Origin of the sequence: Microbacterium sp. (assembly GCF_044508325.1) — a bacterium.
GTDB lineage: Bacteria > Actinomycetota > Actinomycetes > Actinomycetales > Microbacteriaceae > Microbacterium.
Window position 1 is genome coordinate 177117 of record NZ_JBIQHX010000003.1, and the last position, 13639, is coordinate 190755.

The 13639-nt window shown below is 70.7% G+C and carries 17 protein-coding genes; 10 read left to right on the plus strand and 7 right to left on the minus strand.

Annotated elements, in window-relative coordinates; genetic code table 11:
- Nucleotides 1–24 precede the first annotated feature (24 nt).
- The 7 genes from ACIWQI_RS03820 to mftR all read right to left on the minus strand — a co-directional run bounded on the left by ACIWQI_RS03820 (nucleotide 25) and on the right by mftR (nucleotide 4972).
- Nucleotides 25–579 carry a hypothetical protein gene (locus ACIWQI_RS03820; RefSeq protein ID WP_396655779.1) on the minus strand — a complete coding sequence of 185 codons (555 nt, stop codon included), beginning with the start codon at nucleotides 577–579 and terminating at the stop codon, nucleotides 25–27.
- A gap of 132 nt (nucleotides 580–711) precedes the next feature.
- Nucleotides 712–951 (minus strand): multidrug transporter, encoded by a 240-nt coding sequence (locus ACIWQI_RS03825; RefSeq protein ID WP_396655780.1) that lies wholly within the window; start codon nucleotides 949–951, stop codon nucleotides 712–714.
- Nucleotides 952–1050: 99 nt separating this feature from the next.
- The gene (locus ACIWQI_RS03830; RefSeq protein ID WP_396655781.1) at nucleotides 1051–1509 is read right to left on the minus strand and encodes a PaaI family thioesterase; all 459 of its coding nucleotides are present in this window, start codon (nucleotides 1507–1509) and stop codon (nucleotides 1051–1053) included.
- A gap of 72 nt (nucleotides 1510–1581) precedes the next feature.
- A complete protein-coding gene (locus ACIWQI_RS03835) occupies nucleotides 1582–2262 on the minus strand; it encodes an SDR family NAD(P)-dependent oxidoreductase (RefSeq protein WP_396655782.1) in 681 nt (226 codons plus the stop codon).
- 12 nt (nucleotides 2263–2274) lie between these two features.
- Nucleotides 2275–2625 (minus strand): carboxymuconolactone decarboxylase family protein, encoded by a 351-nt coding sequence (locus ACIWQI_RS03840; protein ID WP_396655783.1) that lies wholly within the window; start codon nucleotides 2623–2625, stop codon nucleotides 2275–2277.
- Between the two features lie 104 nt (nucleotides 2626–2729).
- Nucleotides 2730–4331 carry a GMC family oxidoreductase N-terminal domain-containing protein gene (locus tag ACIWQI_RS03845; RefSeq protein WP_396655784.1) on the minus strand — a complete coding sequence of 534 codons (1602 nt, stop codon included), beginning with the start codon at nucleotides 4329–4331 and terminating at the stop codon, nucleotides 2730–2732.
- Nucleotides 4328–4972 carry a mycofactocin system transcriptional regulator gene (gene mftR, locus ACIWQI_RS03850; protein WP_396655785.1) on the minus strand — a complete coding sequence of 215 codons (645 nt, stop codon included), beginning with the start codon at nucleotides 4970–4972 and terminating at the stop codon, nucleotides 4328–4330. The genes ACIWQI_RS03845 and mftR overlap by 4 nt, the downstream gene beginning before the upstream one ends.
- A 98-nt stretch (nucleotides 4973–5070) precedes the next feature.
- Here mftR and mftA point away from each other — a divergent pair, with 98 nt between their 5' ends.
- From mftA to mftD, 10 genes are all read left to right on the plus strand, one after another.
- Nucleotides 5071–5172, plus strand: coding sequence for a mycofactocin precursor MftA (mftA, locus tag ACIWQI_RS03855; RefSeq protein WP_396655786.1), 102 nt, complete (start codon nucleotides 5071–5073; stop codon nucleotides 5170–5172).
- A 23-nt stretch (nucleotides 5173–5195) separates the two neighbouring features.
- On the plus strand, nucleotides 5196–5462 hold the full coding sequence (mftB, locus tag ACIWQI_RS03860; RefSeq protein ID WP_396655787.1) for a mycofactocin biosynthesis chaperone MftB: 267 nt from the start codon (nucleotides 5196–5198) through the stop codon (nucleotides 5460–5462).
- Complete coding sequence (gene mftC, locus ACIWQI_RS03865) at nucleotides 5459–6763, plus strand: mycofactocin radical SAM maturase (RefSeq protein WP_396655788.1); 1305 nt, start codon at nucleotides 5459–5461, stop codon at nucleotides 6761–6763. Before mftB ends, mftC begins: the two co-directional genes overlap by 4 nt.
- Before the next feature lie 103 nt (nucleotides 6764–6866).
- On the plus strand, nucleotides 6867–7676 hold the full coding sequence (locus tag ACIWQI_RS03870) for a mycofactocin-coupled SDR family oxidoreductase (RefSeq protein WP_396655790.1): 810 nt from the start codon (nucleotides 6867–6869) through the stop codon (nucleotides 7674–7676).
- A gap of 33 nt (nucleotides 7677–7709) precedes the next feature.
- On the plus strand, nucleotides 7710–8546 hold the full coding sequence (locus ACIWQI_RS03875; RefSeq protein ID WP_396655792.1) for a mycofactocin-coupled SDR family oxidoreductase: 837 nt from the start codon (nucleotides 7710–7712) through the stop codon (nucleotides 8544–8546).
- Nucleotides 8547–8578: 32 nt separating this feature from the next.
- Nucleotides 8579–9409 (plus strand): mycofactocin-coupled SDR family oxidoreductase, encoded by an 831-nt coding sequence (locus tag ACIWQI_RS03880; RefSeq protein ID WP_396655793.1) that lies wholly within the window; start codon nucleotides 8579–8581, stop codon nucleotides 9407–9409.
- A 34-nt stretch (nucleotides 9410–9443) separates the two neighbouring features.
- Nucleotides 9444–10283, plus strand: a complete 840-nt coding sequence (locus tag ACIWQI_RS03885; protein ID WP_396655794.1) for a mycofactocin-coupled SDR family oxidoreductase — start codon at nucleotides 9444–9446, stop codon at nucleotides 10281–10283.
- A gap of 16 nt (nucleotides 10284–10299) precedes the next feature.
- The gene (locus ACIWQI_RS03890; RefSeq protein ID WP_396655795.1) at nucleotides 10300–11238 is read left to right on the plus strand and encodes an AAA family ATPase; all 939 of its coding nucleotides are present in this window, start codon (nucleotides 10300–10302) and stop codon (nucleotides 11236–11238) included.
- A gap of 108 nt (nucleotides 11239–11346) precedes the next feature.
- Nucleotides 11347–12225: a VWA domain-containing protein gene (locus tag ACIWQI_RS03895; RefSeq protein WP_396655796.1), complete on the plus strand. Its 879-nt coding sequence runs from the start codon at nucleotides 11347–11349 to the stop codon at nucleotides 12223–12225.
- A 41-nt stretch (nucleotides 12226–12266) separates the two neighbouring features.
- Nucleotides 12267–13628, plus strand: a complete 1362-nt coding sequence (gene mftD, locus ACIWQI_RS03900) for a pre-mycofactocin synthase MftD (protein WP_396655797.1) — start codon at nucleotides 12267–12269, stop codon at nucleotides 13626–13628.
- Nucleotides 13629–13639: the final 11 nt, after the last annotated feature.

Genomic DNA, 13639 nt, shown 5'->3' on the forward strand with positions numbered 1-13639 from the left:
CCTCTGCCGGCCGTCCTCCGGTCGTCAGACCCTGTCGTCGCGGACCGGGGTGCGGCGGATCTCGGGGTCGGCGTCGGCGCGCGTCGCCGGGGCCGGCTCGCGGCGGGTCGGCGGCGCGTCGGCGTGCACCGCGTCGGCGTGGCCCGGGGCGGTACGGACATCGTCGGTGCGGGCGTCGTCGGTGACGTAGGGATCGACGTCGTCCGCCTTGCGGAGGGCCTCCTCCTGCTGGGCGCGGTGCTCCTGCGCCTCCGCCTGGTGATCGCCGATGTTCTCGGCGGCACGGCGAGCCTCGACATCCGCCTGCGCGGCCCTGGCCTGCGCCTGCTCCGCGGCAGCGGCTGCACTCGCCGCGTTCGCACGCTCCTGCGCGATCCGGGCCTCCTGCTCGCGTGCGGCGATCTCGGCCTCGCGCGCTTCGGCGCGCAGCTTCTCCGCCTTCTCGTGCCGCTCGCGGTCGCGGCGCTCAGCGCGTCCGCGAGAGTTCATGACCAGCGCCAGCACGACGACGATCGCCACGATGACGACGGCGACGATGCCGATGATGATCCACATGACGGTCGTGTCCATCGGTTCCATTTGGATGCTCCTCGCATTCGGGCCGCCGATGCAGCCGGGGCGCTCACGCGGCCCCAGTGCTCAGCGAACACGGACCGGGGCTCTTCGGCCAATGCCTTGCATCCGGCGGCCGGACACGCTACAGGTCGCGGATCAGTCCGCCTCGTCTGCGTCGTTCTCGCCGCTGGATTCCGCCATGCCGGGGCCCGGCCCCGGACGGACCGCCGCGGTGGCGGCGATGTCGACGCGCGTGGTGCCGTCATGGTCCGAGACCTCGATGCGGGGCGCCGCGTCGGCCTCGGTCGCGTCCGGTGCCGCGGTGAGCTGATCATGACGCTTCTCCTCGCGGCTCATCTCGTCCGCGCCGCCCGGCGTCGCCTTGTCGTCATTCATCGCTTCCCCCTCGTCTCCGGTGCGATGACGGTACCGCCCGGCGCCCGTGCCCGGCGAGGGCTTGACGCCGGCGGCGGCTTCACCGCCCGCGCGACGCGGTCACGAGCGCTGCTCGGGCGTCTGGTAGGCGCTCGGCTGCTCGAGGACCGCGAGCGTGCAGCGGGAGATGCAGATCAGCACATCATCCTCGGTGCTGATGCGGACCTCCCACACGTGTGCGCGACGCCCCAGGTGCAGCGGCCTGGCGACGCCGTGCACCCACGTGCCGGGCCTTCCCGGGCGGACGTGGTTGGCGTTGATCTCCTGTCCGACGACGTGGAATCGTTCGCGATCCACGGCGAGGTGACCCGCCCAGGACGCGAGCGTTTCCGCGAAGGCCACAGACGCGCCGCCGTGCAGCACGCCCGCCGGCTGCACGGTGCGGTGGTCGACCGGCATCCGTCCGTGCAGAGCGTCCGGATCGATTCGCGTCACCTCGATCCCGAGGCTCTCGTTCAACGTCCGCCGAGACCGGTCGCCGAACTCCGCGATCGAGATCTCGCCCCACCAGATGCTCACCGTGTCATCAAATCAGAGTCCGGGCCGACGGCGATCCGGCAGAGCTGCGCGCGGCGTCGGCACCGCTGCGGGTCAGAGGCCGGTCACGCCCCGCACGCGGTGCCCCATGGCGATCGACTCGCCGCTGATCGCGCCGGCGAGCGGGGAGAGGAGGAACGCGATCAGCGCCGCCGAGTCCTCCGGGCGGGACTGGCCGCCCTCGCCGAGGGCGACTTCGTCTCCGGGCGCCTCGGAGACGCGACCGGGACTGACCGTGTTCACGGTCACCCCCGTGCCCGCCAGGGAATCGGCGAGGTTCTTCGCGGCGATGATGAGCGCCGCATTCCGGACCGAGCCGGCGATGCTGCCGGTGAGGAAGGCGTTCTGCCCGCTCACCCCCACGATCCGCCCGAATCCCGTCTCGACCATGGTCGGCGCGGCGGCGTTCGCGACGCGCAGGAACGTCATCGCCTTGCCGTCCACCGCCTCGAGCACCTGGGCAGGATCGGAGCTGCGCGCGGGATCGAGAGTCCGCGCGCTCGGCGCGGCGGTCACGACGAGTCCGTCCAGCCGGCCGTGCTCGCGCAGCAGCGCCGCGATCCCCTCGGCGACCGAGTCATCCCTCCCTCCGTCCATGACGAGGCCGTCGGGAGCATGGCGGGATGCCGGAATGGCCACCGCCCCCTCCTCCCGAAGCCGCGCGACGACGGCCCGGCCGACGAGTCCGTGCCCGCCCAGCACGAGGATGACGCGATCCTGCAGTCCGAGATCCATGTCAGGCTCCGCTCAGTGGGCGTGGACGGCGCTGTGCGCGGCATCCATCGCGTGGAGGGCGATGACCGAGTGCGCATAGGCGCCGCCGGCACGCATCTCGGCGGCGACCCAGATCGCCTCCATGACCTCCTGCTCGGTCGCGCCCTTGCGCACCGCCTGCTTGGTGTGCCCATCGATGCAGTACGGGCACTGGGTGACATGCGCCACGGCGACGGCGATCAGCTGCTTCGTCTTCTCGTCGAGGGCACCGGCCGCGAACACCTCGGCGCTGAACTTCGCGAACGCCGCAGCCGTGTCGGGGACCAGGTCCCGTCGCCTGCGCAGCAGGTCGGGGGTGCGCTCCGGGTACGGCGAGTCGGTCATGTCCATCCCTCCTGGATGCCGATGCCTACGGCATCCGTCTCTTTCACCCTGGCACAGTCCCGGGGCTGCGAAGGCCGCGCCGCCGCATCCGGATCACCGCCCCCTCATCCCCCATCGCGCATGCGGCGGCCGAGCATCTCGCCGAGCAGCACCGCGGTCGCGAAGGGACCGCGTGAGGGCACGACCGGGAGGATCGACGTGTCGACGACCCGCAGCCCCGTGACCCCGTGGACGCGGGCCGCGCCGTCGACGACCGGTCCAACCGGCGCCGTCCCGCTCATGTGGATGGCGCTGCCCAGGTGCGACAGGGCCCAGGCATCCAGCGCCTCGTCGTCCTCGAGCGCACGCTCGTCGAGCTCGGTGAGCCCGCCGAACAGGTCGTCGAAGGCGGCGGTCTGCAGCAGGCTGACGGCCCTGCGGATGCCGGTGCGCATCCGCGCCCGGTCGTCGGCCTCCGCGAGGTAGCGGTAGTCGATGCGCGGGGGGTGCCGCGGGTCGCCGGACTGCAGCGACAGCACGCCGCGTCCCGTCGGTGCGTGGAGACCGACCAGAAGCTGCAGATCGTTGCGGGTCGCCAGCTGCGCCGCCGCCCGCCGCGCGGAGATGCCGGTGACCGCGCGGGTCACGCGGATCGGATGCCGCACCGCGGCCGCCACTGCGCGCGCCGCCGCCCGTCCCGACCCGGTGAGGAGGTGACCCAGCGTCTTGACCGAGAGCAGGATCTCGAGGTCACCGTCGGGATGGCGTCGCGCGTCGCCGGACGAGTCGAAGTTGAGCGCAGCCGGGAACGCCATCCCCTCGGCCGGATCCATGATCTGCCGGGTCGCGCGCCAGCCGACGGCGATGTCGGGATGGTCCGAGAACGACTCGCCTACAGGCAGGTCGGACACCACCCGGATGCCGAGTGCTTCGAGAGGGGCGCGCGGACCGATCCCGGACACGAGCAGCAGCTGGGCGGAGCCGATGGCGCCCGCGCACAGCACGATCTCGTCGGCGCCGATGAAGCCGTGATCGCTCTCCACCCCCCGCGCACGGGTCCCTTCGAACTGCACTCGGTGCGCTCGGGTGCGGCCGATCACCGTCAGGTTCGGCCGCGATCGCGCCGGCTCGATGTAGGCGATGCCCGTGTTGACCCGCACCCCGTCGATCACGTTCGCCGGGACCGGCCCCACGCCCGGTCGCCCGTCGCCGTTCTTGTCGGCTTCGTATCCGAACCCGAGCTCCTGGGCCGCAGCGAGGAACGCCTCGGTCGCCGGGTTCGACGCGGGCGGCCGCCGCACCGGCATCGGGCCGGAGCCGCCGTGCTCCGCAGTGTCGCCGTAGTCGTGATCCCGCTCCAGTTCGCGCCAGATCGGCAGCGTGCCGTCGTACGACCACTCCGGCCCGGCGGTGCGAGCCCAGGCATCCAGGTCGCCTCGCCGGGCGCGCACGAAGTACCCCCCGTTGATCGTGCTCGAGCCGCCGAGGATGCGCCCCCTGGCGACCGTGTAGGCGAGCTCGGGGGTGAGGTGGCCGAGGTACGACCAGTTGGCGGGATGCCCGGGCATCGCACCGCGCACGCTGGATCCGTCGAGCAGGTCGGCGGGGTAGTCCCCATCGGCGGAGCCGGCCTCGACGAGGGTGACGTCGCGGTCGGGATCGGAGCTGAGCCGCGCTGCCAGCGCGGCACCGGCGGCGCCGCCTCCGACGACGACCGTTCGGGTCATGCCCGCGCGCCGGAGAAGGTGTCGGACATGAGGTCGAACGCGTTCTCGATGAGCGCCTGCAGGTCGGCGTCGGGGTGAGCGAGCCACTGCTCGTAGGAGGCCAGGCACAGCCCGAGGCACGCCCAGGCGATCGCCTGCGGCTCGGGTGCGTCGACGGCGACGCCCATGCGTCCGGCCACGAACTCGGCGATCACCTGGCGCCAGTCCGCGTACCGCAGCGAGGAGTGGGCGAACAGGGCGGGGACGTTCAGCAGCAGCCACATGCGCTCGCGGTGCAGCGCGAGCTCGGACTCCGGGTAGTCGTTGAACGCGACGATCGCCACGCGCAGTGCTTCCAGCAGCGGCAGCTCGGCGGGAAGCGCGGCGAGGTGCCGTCGCATCTCCTCGAGCAGGAGGTCGAACTCGCCCCAGGGCAGATCGCTCTTGGACCTGAAGTACCGGAAGAAGGTGCGCCGGCCGATGCCCGCGGCCTCCACGATGTCGTCGATGGTCGTCTTCTCGAAGCCGCGGTCGAGGAACAGCCGCAGGGCGACGTGGCTGATCTCGCCGTGGGTCGTCGCCGGTGCGCGTCCGATGCGGCGGGTCAGAGCGTCCGTGTTGGCGACCGCGGAGCGTACCAGGTCGTCGTCTCTCCCGGCCATCGGTTCAGAAGCCTTCCATTCGGCACTAAGTGTCATTAGTATCGGCCGCATCGGAGGATTTCGCCAGAGACGACGAGATCCGCGTGGAGGAGAATCACATGGATCCCAACGAGAACACCGAAGGCACGGCGCAGGCGCTCATCGCCGAGGACTCGCTCGTCGAGGAGGTCTCGATCGACGGCATGTGCGGCGTCTACTGACCTCGCTCCCTGCTGACAGAGCCATGAACGCCGAAGCCGCCTGGCGGCTGCATCCGCAGGTCTCGATCAGGCCCGAGCCGTTCGGGGCCCTGCTGTATCACTTCGGCACCCGCAAGCTGTCGTTCCTGAAGGACCGGCTGCTGCTGGCCGTGGTGGAGCAGCTGGGCACCGCCCCGTCGGCGACGGCCGCCTGCGATGCGGCGGGAGTGCCCGAGCCGGACCGGCCGCGGTACCTGGCCGCACTCGCCACGCTGGCCGATTCGCACATGATCGAGAGGGATTCCCGATGACGCTTCTCACCGAGGCCCCCGCCGCCCGGTCGATGCGCTTGGTCGACCACTTCGAGCGCGGACTCGATGCGCCGATCTGCCTCACGTGGGAGCTCACGTACGCCTGCAACCTCTCGTGCGTGCACTGCCTGTCCAGCTCGGGCCGGCGCGACCCGCGGGAGCTGACCACCGAGGAGTGCAAGGCGGTCATCGACGAACTCGAGCGCATGCAGGTGTTCTACGTGAACATCGGCGGCGGCGAGCCCACCGTCCGGTCGGACTTCTGGGAGCTGCTCGACTACGCCACCGCCCACCATGTGGGGGTCAAGTTCTCCACCAACGGCGTGAAGATCGACGCGGATGCCGCAGCGCGGCTCGCCGCGAACGACTACGTCGACGTGCAGATCTCGCTCGACGGGGCGACGCCCGAGGTCAACGACGCGATCCGGGGTCCCCGGTCGTACGAGACCGCGATGCGGGCGATGCAGAACCTCTCGGAAGCCGGCATGAAGAACTTCAAGCTGTCGGTCGTGTGCACCCGCACCAACATCGGGCAGCTGGACGAGTTCAAGGCGATCGCCGACCGCTACGGCGCGCAGCTGCGACTGACCAGGCTGCGGCCCTCCGGCCGCGGTGCGGATGTGTGGGACGAGCTGCACCCCACCCAGGAGCAGCAGCGCGAGCTCTACGAGTGGCTGGTCGCGCACGGCGACCAGGTGCTCACCGGCGACTCCTTCTTCCATCTCTCCGCGTACGGCCAGGCGCTGCCGGGCCTGAACCTGTGCGGCGCAGGGCGGGTGGTGTGCCTCATCGACCCCATCGGGGACGTGTACGCCTGCCCGTTCGCCATCCACGACGAGTTCCTGGCCGGCAGCGTCCGCGACCCCGGCGGGTTCGCCGGCGTGTGGCGCGAATCCGCGCTGTTCACGCGGCTGCGGCAGCCCCAGTCGGGCGGAGCGTGCTCGTCGTGCCAGTTCTTCGACACCTGCAAGGGCGGATGCATGGCCGCGAAGTTCTTCACCGGCCTGCCTCTGGACGGCCCCGACCCCGAGTGCGTGCAGGGCTACGGCGAGGAGGCCCTGGCCAAGCGGAAGGACGACGGCGGAGGCATCCCCCGCCCCAGCGTCGACCGCTCGCACCGCACGTCGCCGCCCCGCCCCCGCACCGGGATGGGACCCGTGCGCCTGACGCTCTCCCGGCGCGAGGACATCACCGCCGCCCCCACTTCGGCGTGCGACGAAAGCCCGCTCGCCGGCTTTGCACCAGAGTCGATCGGCGCCGACCGGCGCCACCAGGAGGGCAGCCTGACCGATCCCGTCTGAGACTCCGCCATCCGGCAGACCCGTGAAAAGCACGGGGCGACGGCTGACGTGTGCCCTCATCGGGGCGGTGTTCGGCGTGCCCGCGGAACGAAGGAGAAGGAATATGGCTGGAAGAGTCGAAGGCAAGGTCGCCCTCGTCACGGGCGCCGCACGAGGGCAGGGGCGCAGCCACGCCCTCCGCCTGGCGGAGGAGGGCGCGGACATCATCGCGGTCGACCTGTGCGGACCGATCCCCGATCTGCAGTACTCGCACGCGACACCCGAAGACCTGCAGGAGACCGTGCGGCAGGTGGAGGCGCTCGACCGGCGCATCGTCGCCTCGGAGGTCGATGTGCGCGATCGGGATGCCTTCAAGGCGGCCGTCGACGACGGTGTCGCCGCGCTCGGCAAGCTCGACATCGTCGTGGGCAACGCCGGCATCTGCATCATCGCGCCGTGGGACGAGGTGACCCCGCAGATCTGGGACACCACGATCTCGACCAACCTCACCGGCGTGTTCAACACCGTGCAGCTGACCGCCCCGCACCTCATCGCCGCCGGCGGCGGATCGATCATCCTGACCAGTTCGGCCGCGGGGCTGAAGGGGCTTCCGTTCCTCACGCCGTACGTCGCGTCGAAGTGGGGCGTCACGGGGCTCGGCAAGGCCTTCGCCGCCGAGCTCGCCGAGCACAACATCCGCGTGAACACGCTGCACCCGACCGGTGTCGAGACCCCGATGGGGGAGATGGGCGACGCGTATCCGCCGCTGCTGGAGAAGCATCCGCGCCTGGGCGGCATGCTCACCAACATGCTGCCGATCGACGTCACCCAGCCGCGCGACCAGTCGAACGCCGTGCTGTTCCTGGCCAGCGACGAAGCCCGGTACGTGACGGCTCTCGCCATGACCGTCGACGCCGGCAACACCGAGTACTGAACGAAGCGATCACGGAACGAAGGAGAAGAGATCATGGCAGGAAGGGTCGAGGGCAAAGTCGCCTTCATCACCGGCGCCGCACGCGGGCAGGGACGCAGTCACGCGCTCCGGCTCGCTGAGGAGGGCGCCGACATCATCGCCATCGACGTGTGCGAGCCCGTCGGCGACATGCCGTACGAGTTCCCGACCGAAGCGGACCTCGCCGAGACGGCGCGACAGGTCGAGGCGCTCGACCGGCGCATCGTCACCCACAAGGCGGACATCCGCGACTTCGATGCGCTCAAGGCGGCCGTCGACGACGGCGTCGCCCAGCTGGGGCGGCTCGACATCGTCAGCGCCAACGCCGGCATCGGCAGCAGCCCCTACAAGACGTGGGAGCTGCCGAACGACGTGTGGCGCGACATGATCGACGTCAACCTCACCGGCCAGTGGCACACCGTGAAAGCCGCCGTGCCGCACATGATCGACGCCGGCAACGGCGGGGCGATCGTGCTGACGAGCTCGATGGCCGCGTTGCGCACCTACGCGAACGTCGCCCACTACACGGCCGCCAAGCACGGCATGGTCGGTCTGATGCGGGTGCTCGCGGTGGAGCTGGGCGAGTACGGCATCCGCGTGAACTCGCTGCATCCCACGCAGGTGGAGACGCCGATGATCATGAACGACGCGGCGATGAGACTGTTCCGACCCGACCTGGAGAATCCGACGGTCGACGACTTCGCGGCGGCGTCGCAGACGATGCACACGCTGCCGGTCCCGTGGGTGCAGCCGGTCGACATCAGCAATGCGCTCCTCTTCCTCGCCTCGGACGAGGGGCGCTACGTGACCGGCATGGAGTTCCCCATCAGCGCCGGATCCACAGTCACCTGACGACCACGACAGCACGAGACAAGGAGGAGAACATGGCAGGCAGACTGGAAGGACAGGTCGCGTTCATCACCGGTGCGGCGCGCGGCCAGGGCCGCAGCCACGCGCTCACGCTGGCGCGGGAAGGCTGCGACATCATCGCGGTCGACGTCTCGAAGCAGGTCGAAACGGTCCCCTACGACACGGCGACCGCCGAAGATCTCGCAGAGACCGTGCGGCAGGTCGAGGCGCTCGACCGCCGCATCGTCGCGGGCGATGTCGATGTGCGCGACCTGCAGGGACTCACCGAGTTCGTCGACCGGGGCGTCGCAGAGCTGGGCCGTCTCGACATCGTGCTCGCGAACGCGGGCATCTCGACGCCGGCACCCACCCTCGAGATGGACGAGGAGACATGGGACACCATGATCGAGATCAACCTCACCGGGGTCTGGAAGACGATCAAGGCGTCGGTGCCGCACATCATCGAGGGCGGCCGCGGCGGATCGGTGGTCATCACCAGCTCGCTGGCGGCGCTCTACGCGAATCCGAACACGGCCCACTACTCGGCCGCCAAGGCCGGGCTCGTGATGCTGTCGAAGATCCTCGCCAAGGAGCTGGCACCGCAGTCGATCCGGGTGAACACCGTGCATCCGACCACGGTCGCCACCGACATGATCCTCAACGAGCCGACGTACAAGCTGTTCCGCCCCGACCTGGAGCACCCGACGCGCGAGGACTTCGAAGAGGCCGCGAAGACGCTGAACGCACTGCCGATCGCCGCGATGGAGCCGTCCGACATCTCGAACGCGATCCTCTACCTCGTGACGGACGCAGGTCGCTACGTCACCGGAACCACCCACGTGGTCGACGCGGGCGGGTCGCTGTAGCGACGCCGTCGACACAACCGAAAGGAGAGAAGCTGTGGCTGGACGACTCGAAGGCAAGGTCGCCTTCATCACCGGAGTGGCTCGCGGGCAGGGCCGCTCGCACGCACTGCGCATGGCCCAGGAGGGCGCCGACATCATCGGTATCGACATCTGCGAGCCCGTGCCCTCGAACAAGATCCCGCCGGCGACCGAGGAGGACATGGCCGAGACGGTGCGACAGGTCGAGGCCCTCGACCGCCGCATCATCGCGACTAAGGCCGATGTGCGCGACTACGACGCGGTGAAGTCCGCCGTCGATGCCGGCGTGGCCGAACTGGGCCGGCTCGACATCGTGGCTGCGAACGCCGGCATCTCGGGCACGCCGGCGCCCGCCGAGGACATCCCCGACGAGGAGTGGGAGATCATGATCGGCGTCAACCTGTCCGGGGTGTGGCGCACCTGCAAGGCCGCGATCCCGCACCTGCGGGCGGCGGGGGGCGGCTCGATCGTCCTCACGAGCTCGACGGCGGGACTCAACGCGTACCAGAACCTGGCGCACTACGTGTCGGCCAAGCACGGCGTGGTGGGTCTGATGCGCACGCTCGCACTGGAGCTGGCTCCGGACATGATCCGCGTCAACTCGGTGCATCCGACGTCCGTCGACACCGACATGATCCAGAACGAGACGATCTACGCGCTGTTCGCACCGGATCTGTCGCCGCAGGAGCGCACCCGGGAGGCGCTGGCCGAGCGGTTCGCGACCCTCAACGCGCTGCCGATCCCCTGGGTGGAGGCCGTCGACATCTCCAACGCCGTGCTGTGGCTCGCCTCCGACGAGGCCCGGTACGTCACCGGGGTGGCGCTTCCGGTCGATGCGGGTCAGACCACCAAGTAGAAGGAGAGCAGATCGGATGAGCCCGGCATCGCCGACGCGGGAACGCGACACCGCCCTCCTGCGGGAGAACCACGATCGGATCGCCGAGCAGATCGTCGGCCGCGAGCGCGAGCTCGAGCTCACGCTCGCGGCCGTCGCGGCCGGGCGCGACATCCTGCTCGAGGGTCCTCCCGGAACGAGCAAGACGACGATGCTCACTGCGATCACGCGGGAGTGGGGCATCCCGCTCTTCTTCGTCGAGGGAAACGCCGACCTCACCCCCGCGAAGATCGTCGGCCATCACAACCCGGCCCGGGTGCTGCGCGAGGACTACTCCGCCGAGAACTTCGTGCCCGGTCCCCTGGTCGACGCGATGCAGCAGGGCGGATTCCTCTACATCGAGGAGTTCAACCGCGCCCCCGAGGACACCCTCAACACCCTCCTGACGGCGATGGCCGACCGGGCGATCACGGTGCCGCGCGTGGGGCGCATCGAGGCGAAGCCGACCTTCCGGGTCATCGCCTCGATGAATCCGTACGACAACATCGGCACGACCCGGCTGTCCACGAGCGTCCACGACCGGCTCAACCGCCTGGCGGTGGACTACCAGGACGCGGCGGCCGAGGAGGAGATCGTGCTGCTGCGGTCGGGCGCCGACGACCCGCTCGGCGCCCGCCTCATCCCGGACGCCGTCGCCGTCACGAGGGCGACCCGCGAGCACCCCGACGTGCGTCAGGGCTCGAGCGTGCGCGGCGCGATCGACACGACCCTCGTGGCCGAGCAGCTCGCCGCGCTGCGCGGGATCGACGATCCGGACGACGAGCGTTACCCCGACCTCGTCTACGACGCCATGATCGTCGCCCTGTCCGGGCGGATCCACCTCGACGAGGCCGCCGAGACGACGCCGGAGCGCGTGCTGCGGGAGATCTGGGAGGATCGCTTCATCCTGGAGCCGCATCGCGCGGACCCCGGCTGAAGAGAAGTCGCCGCCGACTCCCCGCTGCGCAGCGGCCGGCGTCGCAGATCGCAGACCGCGGGTGCCCCGCTGCGACGGACCCCGAAGAAGCTCGAGGAGCCTCCCACGATGTTCGACGCCACCGGCTCCGGCGCGGGCACGGTCATGCGCGCCGGCGACGCCCGGCGGGGCCCCGCGGCCCAGGTGCCCGGCTCGGCCGCGCCCGGCGAGACCGACGAGGCGGCGACTCTGGTCGCGATCCCGGATGCCGAGGCGGAGCTGGATCCGCAGGTGCGCGCCCGTGCGCGGCAGATCGCCGCGCGGCTGTCGGTGCGCCGCGCACGGCAGGACGTGACGGCCACTCGCGGCGTGGGAGCGCTCCAGAGCGTGCCGTACCGCGGGGCCTCCGACGAGATCGACCTCGACAAGACGATCGAGGTGCTCGCCGAGCGGCCGGTCCCGGACGACGAGGACATCTTCGTGCGCGAGCGCCTGCGGACCCGCCGATCCGTCATGCTGCTCGTGGATGTCTCCGGCTCGATGCGCGGCGAGCGGATCAAGACCGCGGCGGCGACAGTCGGCGCCGTGTCGGCGGAGCTCTCGGACGATGCGCTCGGGGTGGTCGCCTTCTGGTCGGACGCTGCGCTGCTGCTCAAGCTCGGCGATCCGGTGCGCCCGATGGAGCTGCTCGACACGATCCTGCGGATCCCCGCACGCGGGCTGACGAACGTCGCCTTCCCGCTGGAGATCGCGGCGAAGCAGCTGGCCGAGGTGCCCGCGCGGGACGCGCGCGCGGTGCTGCTGTCGGACTGCGTGCACAACGCCGGGCCCGACCCGAGGCCGCTGGCGGCGCGCCTGCCCCGGCTCGATGTCCTGCTGGACGCGACCGGAGAGAAGGATGTCGATCTCGGCCGGGAGTTGGCCGCACGAGGCCGTGGCACGTGCCGCATCATCCACGGCTACCGCGACGTCGCACCGGCGGTGACGGAGATCTTCGGCCTGCGCTGAGCGCACGCCGCAACCTGACGATACGAGAGAAGGGACCGAACATGTACTGGCCGTGGAAGCAGAACCCGTGGTTCGAGACGGTGAAGGAGGCGCAGCGCCGCGCCAAGCGGCGGCTACCCCCGTCGGTGTACGCGGCGCTGGTCGCGGGGTCGGAGCGCGGGAGCACGCCCGAGGACAACAAGGACGCCTTCGCCGAACTGGAGTTCTCCCCTCGCGTGGCCGGGCACCAGGCGCAGCGCGAGCTGTCGACCAGCGTGCTCGGCATCCCGATCTCCCTCCCTGTGCTGATCTCGCCCACCGGCGTGCAGGCGGTCCACCCCGAGGGCGAGGTCGCCGTCGCACGGGCGGCCGCCGCACGGGGCACGATCATGGGACTCAGCTCGTTCGCCAGCAAGCCCGTCGAAGAGGTCGTGAAGGCGAACGAGAACACCTTCTTCCAGATGTACTGGACCGGCACCCGCGAGCAGATGGTGCAGCGGATGGACCGCGCCCGCGCGGCCGGTGCGAAGGCGCTCATCGCCACGACCGACTGGTCCTTCTCGATCGGCCGCGACTGGGGCAGCCCGGAGATCCCCGAGCGGATGGATCTGAAGGCGATGATCAAGTTCGCGCCGGAGGGGATCATCCGCCCCGCGTGGCTGCTCGAGTGGGCCAAGGCCGGCATCCCGGATCTCACCGCCCCCAACCTGCAGCCGCCGGACGGGCCCGCACCGACGTTCTTCGGCGCGTACGGCGAGTGGATGCAGACCCCGCCGCCCAGCTGGGAGGACCTCGCGTGGATGCGCGAGGAGTGGGGCGGCCCGTTCATGCTGAAGGGCATCACCCGCGTCGACGACGCCAAGCGCGCGGTCGACATCGGAGCGGACGCGATCAGCGTCTCCAACCACGGCGGCAACAACCTCGACACGACGCCGGCGACGATCCGCTGCCTGCCGCCGATCGCCGAGGCCGTGGGCGACCAGGTCGAGGTGCTCCTGGATGGCGGCATCCGCCGCGGCGGAGACGTCGCCAAGGCACTGGCCCTGGGCGCACGCGCGGTGATGATCGGCCGGGCGTACCTGTGGGGGCTCGCCGCGAACGGCCAGACCGGCGTGGAGAACGTGCTCGACCTGCTCCGGATGGGCCTGGACTCGGCCGTCCTGGGGCTCGGCCACGCCTCGATCGGCGAGCTGAGCCGCGAAGATCTCTACATCCCGGACGATTTCGTCCGCGTGCTCGGGTCGGACGCCGAGCCCCGCGGGCACGTGCAGAAGTCCGGCGGTCCCCGACGGGGCGCGCAGGAACCGGCCTCGAAGAAGTCCGTCGAAGAGATGTCGGCCGAAAAGAGCGACGCCGAGAAGGAGGCCATCGCGAAGGAGGAGCCCGCCGGCGCGAAGCGGCCGGACTCGGCCAAGAGCAGATGATGGCAGGATGC

What these genes read in the sequence shown, in the direction of transcription:
- ACIWQI_RS03820 (WP_396655779.1), bottom strand. Translation starts at nt 579, where the DNA reads ATGGAACCGATGGACACGACCGTCATGTGGATCATCATCGGCATCGTC.
- ACIWQI_RS03825 (WP_396655780.1), bottom strand. Translation starts at nt 951, where the DNA reads ATGAATGACGACAAGGCGACGCCGGGCGGCGCGGACGAGATGAGCCGC.
- ACIWQI_RS03835 (WP_396655782.1), bottom strand. Translation starts at nt 2,262, where the DNA reads ATGGATCTCGGACTGCAGGATCGCGTCATCCTCGTGCTGGGCGGGCAC.
- ACIWQI_RS03840 (WP_396655783.1), bottom strand. Translation starts at nt 2,625, where the DNA reads ATGACCGACTCGCCGTACCCGGAGCGCACCCCCGACCTGCTGCGCAGG.
- ACIWQI_RS03845 (WP_396655784.1), bottom strand. Translation starts at nt 4,331, where the DNA reads ATGACCCGAACGGTCGTCGTCGGAGGCGGCGCCGCCGGTGCCGCGCTG.
- mftR (WP_396655785.1), bottom strand. Translation starts at nt 4,972, where the DNA reads ATGGCCGGGAGAGACGACGACCTGGTACGCTCCGCGGTCGCCAACACG.
- mftA (WP_396655786.1), top strand. Translation starts at nt 5,071, where the DNA reads ATGGATCCCAACGAGAACACCGAAGGCACGGCGCAGGCGCTCATCGCC.
- mftB (WP_396655787.1), top strand. Translation starts at nt 5,196, where the DNA reads ATGAACGCCGAAGCCGCCTGGCGGCTGCATCCGCAGGTCTCGATCAGG.
- mftC (WP_396655788.1), top strand. Translation starts at nt 5,459, where the DNA reads ATGACGCTTCTCACCGAGGCCCCCGCCGCCCGGTCGATGCGCTTGGTC.
- ACIWQI_RS03870 (WP_396655790.1), top strand. Translation starts at nt 6,867, where the DNA reads ATGGCTGGAAGAGTCGAAGGCAAGGTCGCCCTCGTCACGGGCGCCGCA.
- ACIWQI_RS03875 (WP_396655792.1), top strand. Translation starts at nt 7,710, where the DNA reads ATGGCAGGAAGGGTCGAGGGCAAAGTCGCCTTCATCACCGGCGCCGCA.
- ACIWQI_RS03880 (WP_396655793.1), top strand. Translation starts at nt 8,579, where the DNA reads ATGGCAGGCAGACTGGAAGGACAGGTCGCGTTCATCACCGGTGCGGCG.
- ACIWQI_RS03890 (WP_396655795.1), top strand. Translation starts at nt 10,300, where the DNA reads ATGAGCCCGGCATCGCCGACGCGGGAACGCGACACCGCCCTCCTGCGG.
- ACIWQI_RS03895 (WP_396655796.1), top strand. Translation starts at nt 11,347, where the DNA reads ATGTTCGACGCCACCGGCTCCGGCGCGGGCACGGTCATGCGCGCCGGC.
- mftD (WP_396655797.1), top strand. Translation starts at nt 12,267, where the DNA reads ATGTACTGGCCGTGGAAGCAGAACCCGTGGTTCGAGACGGTGAAGGAG.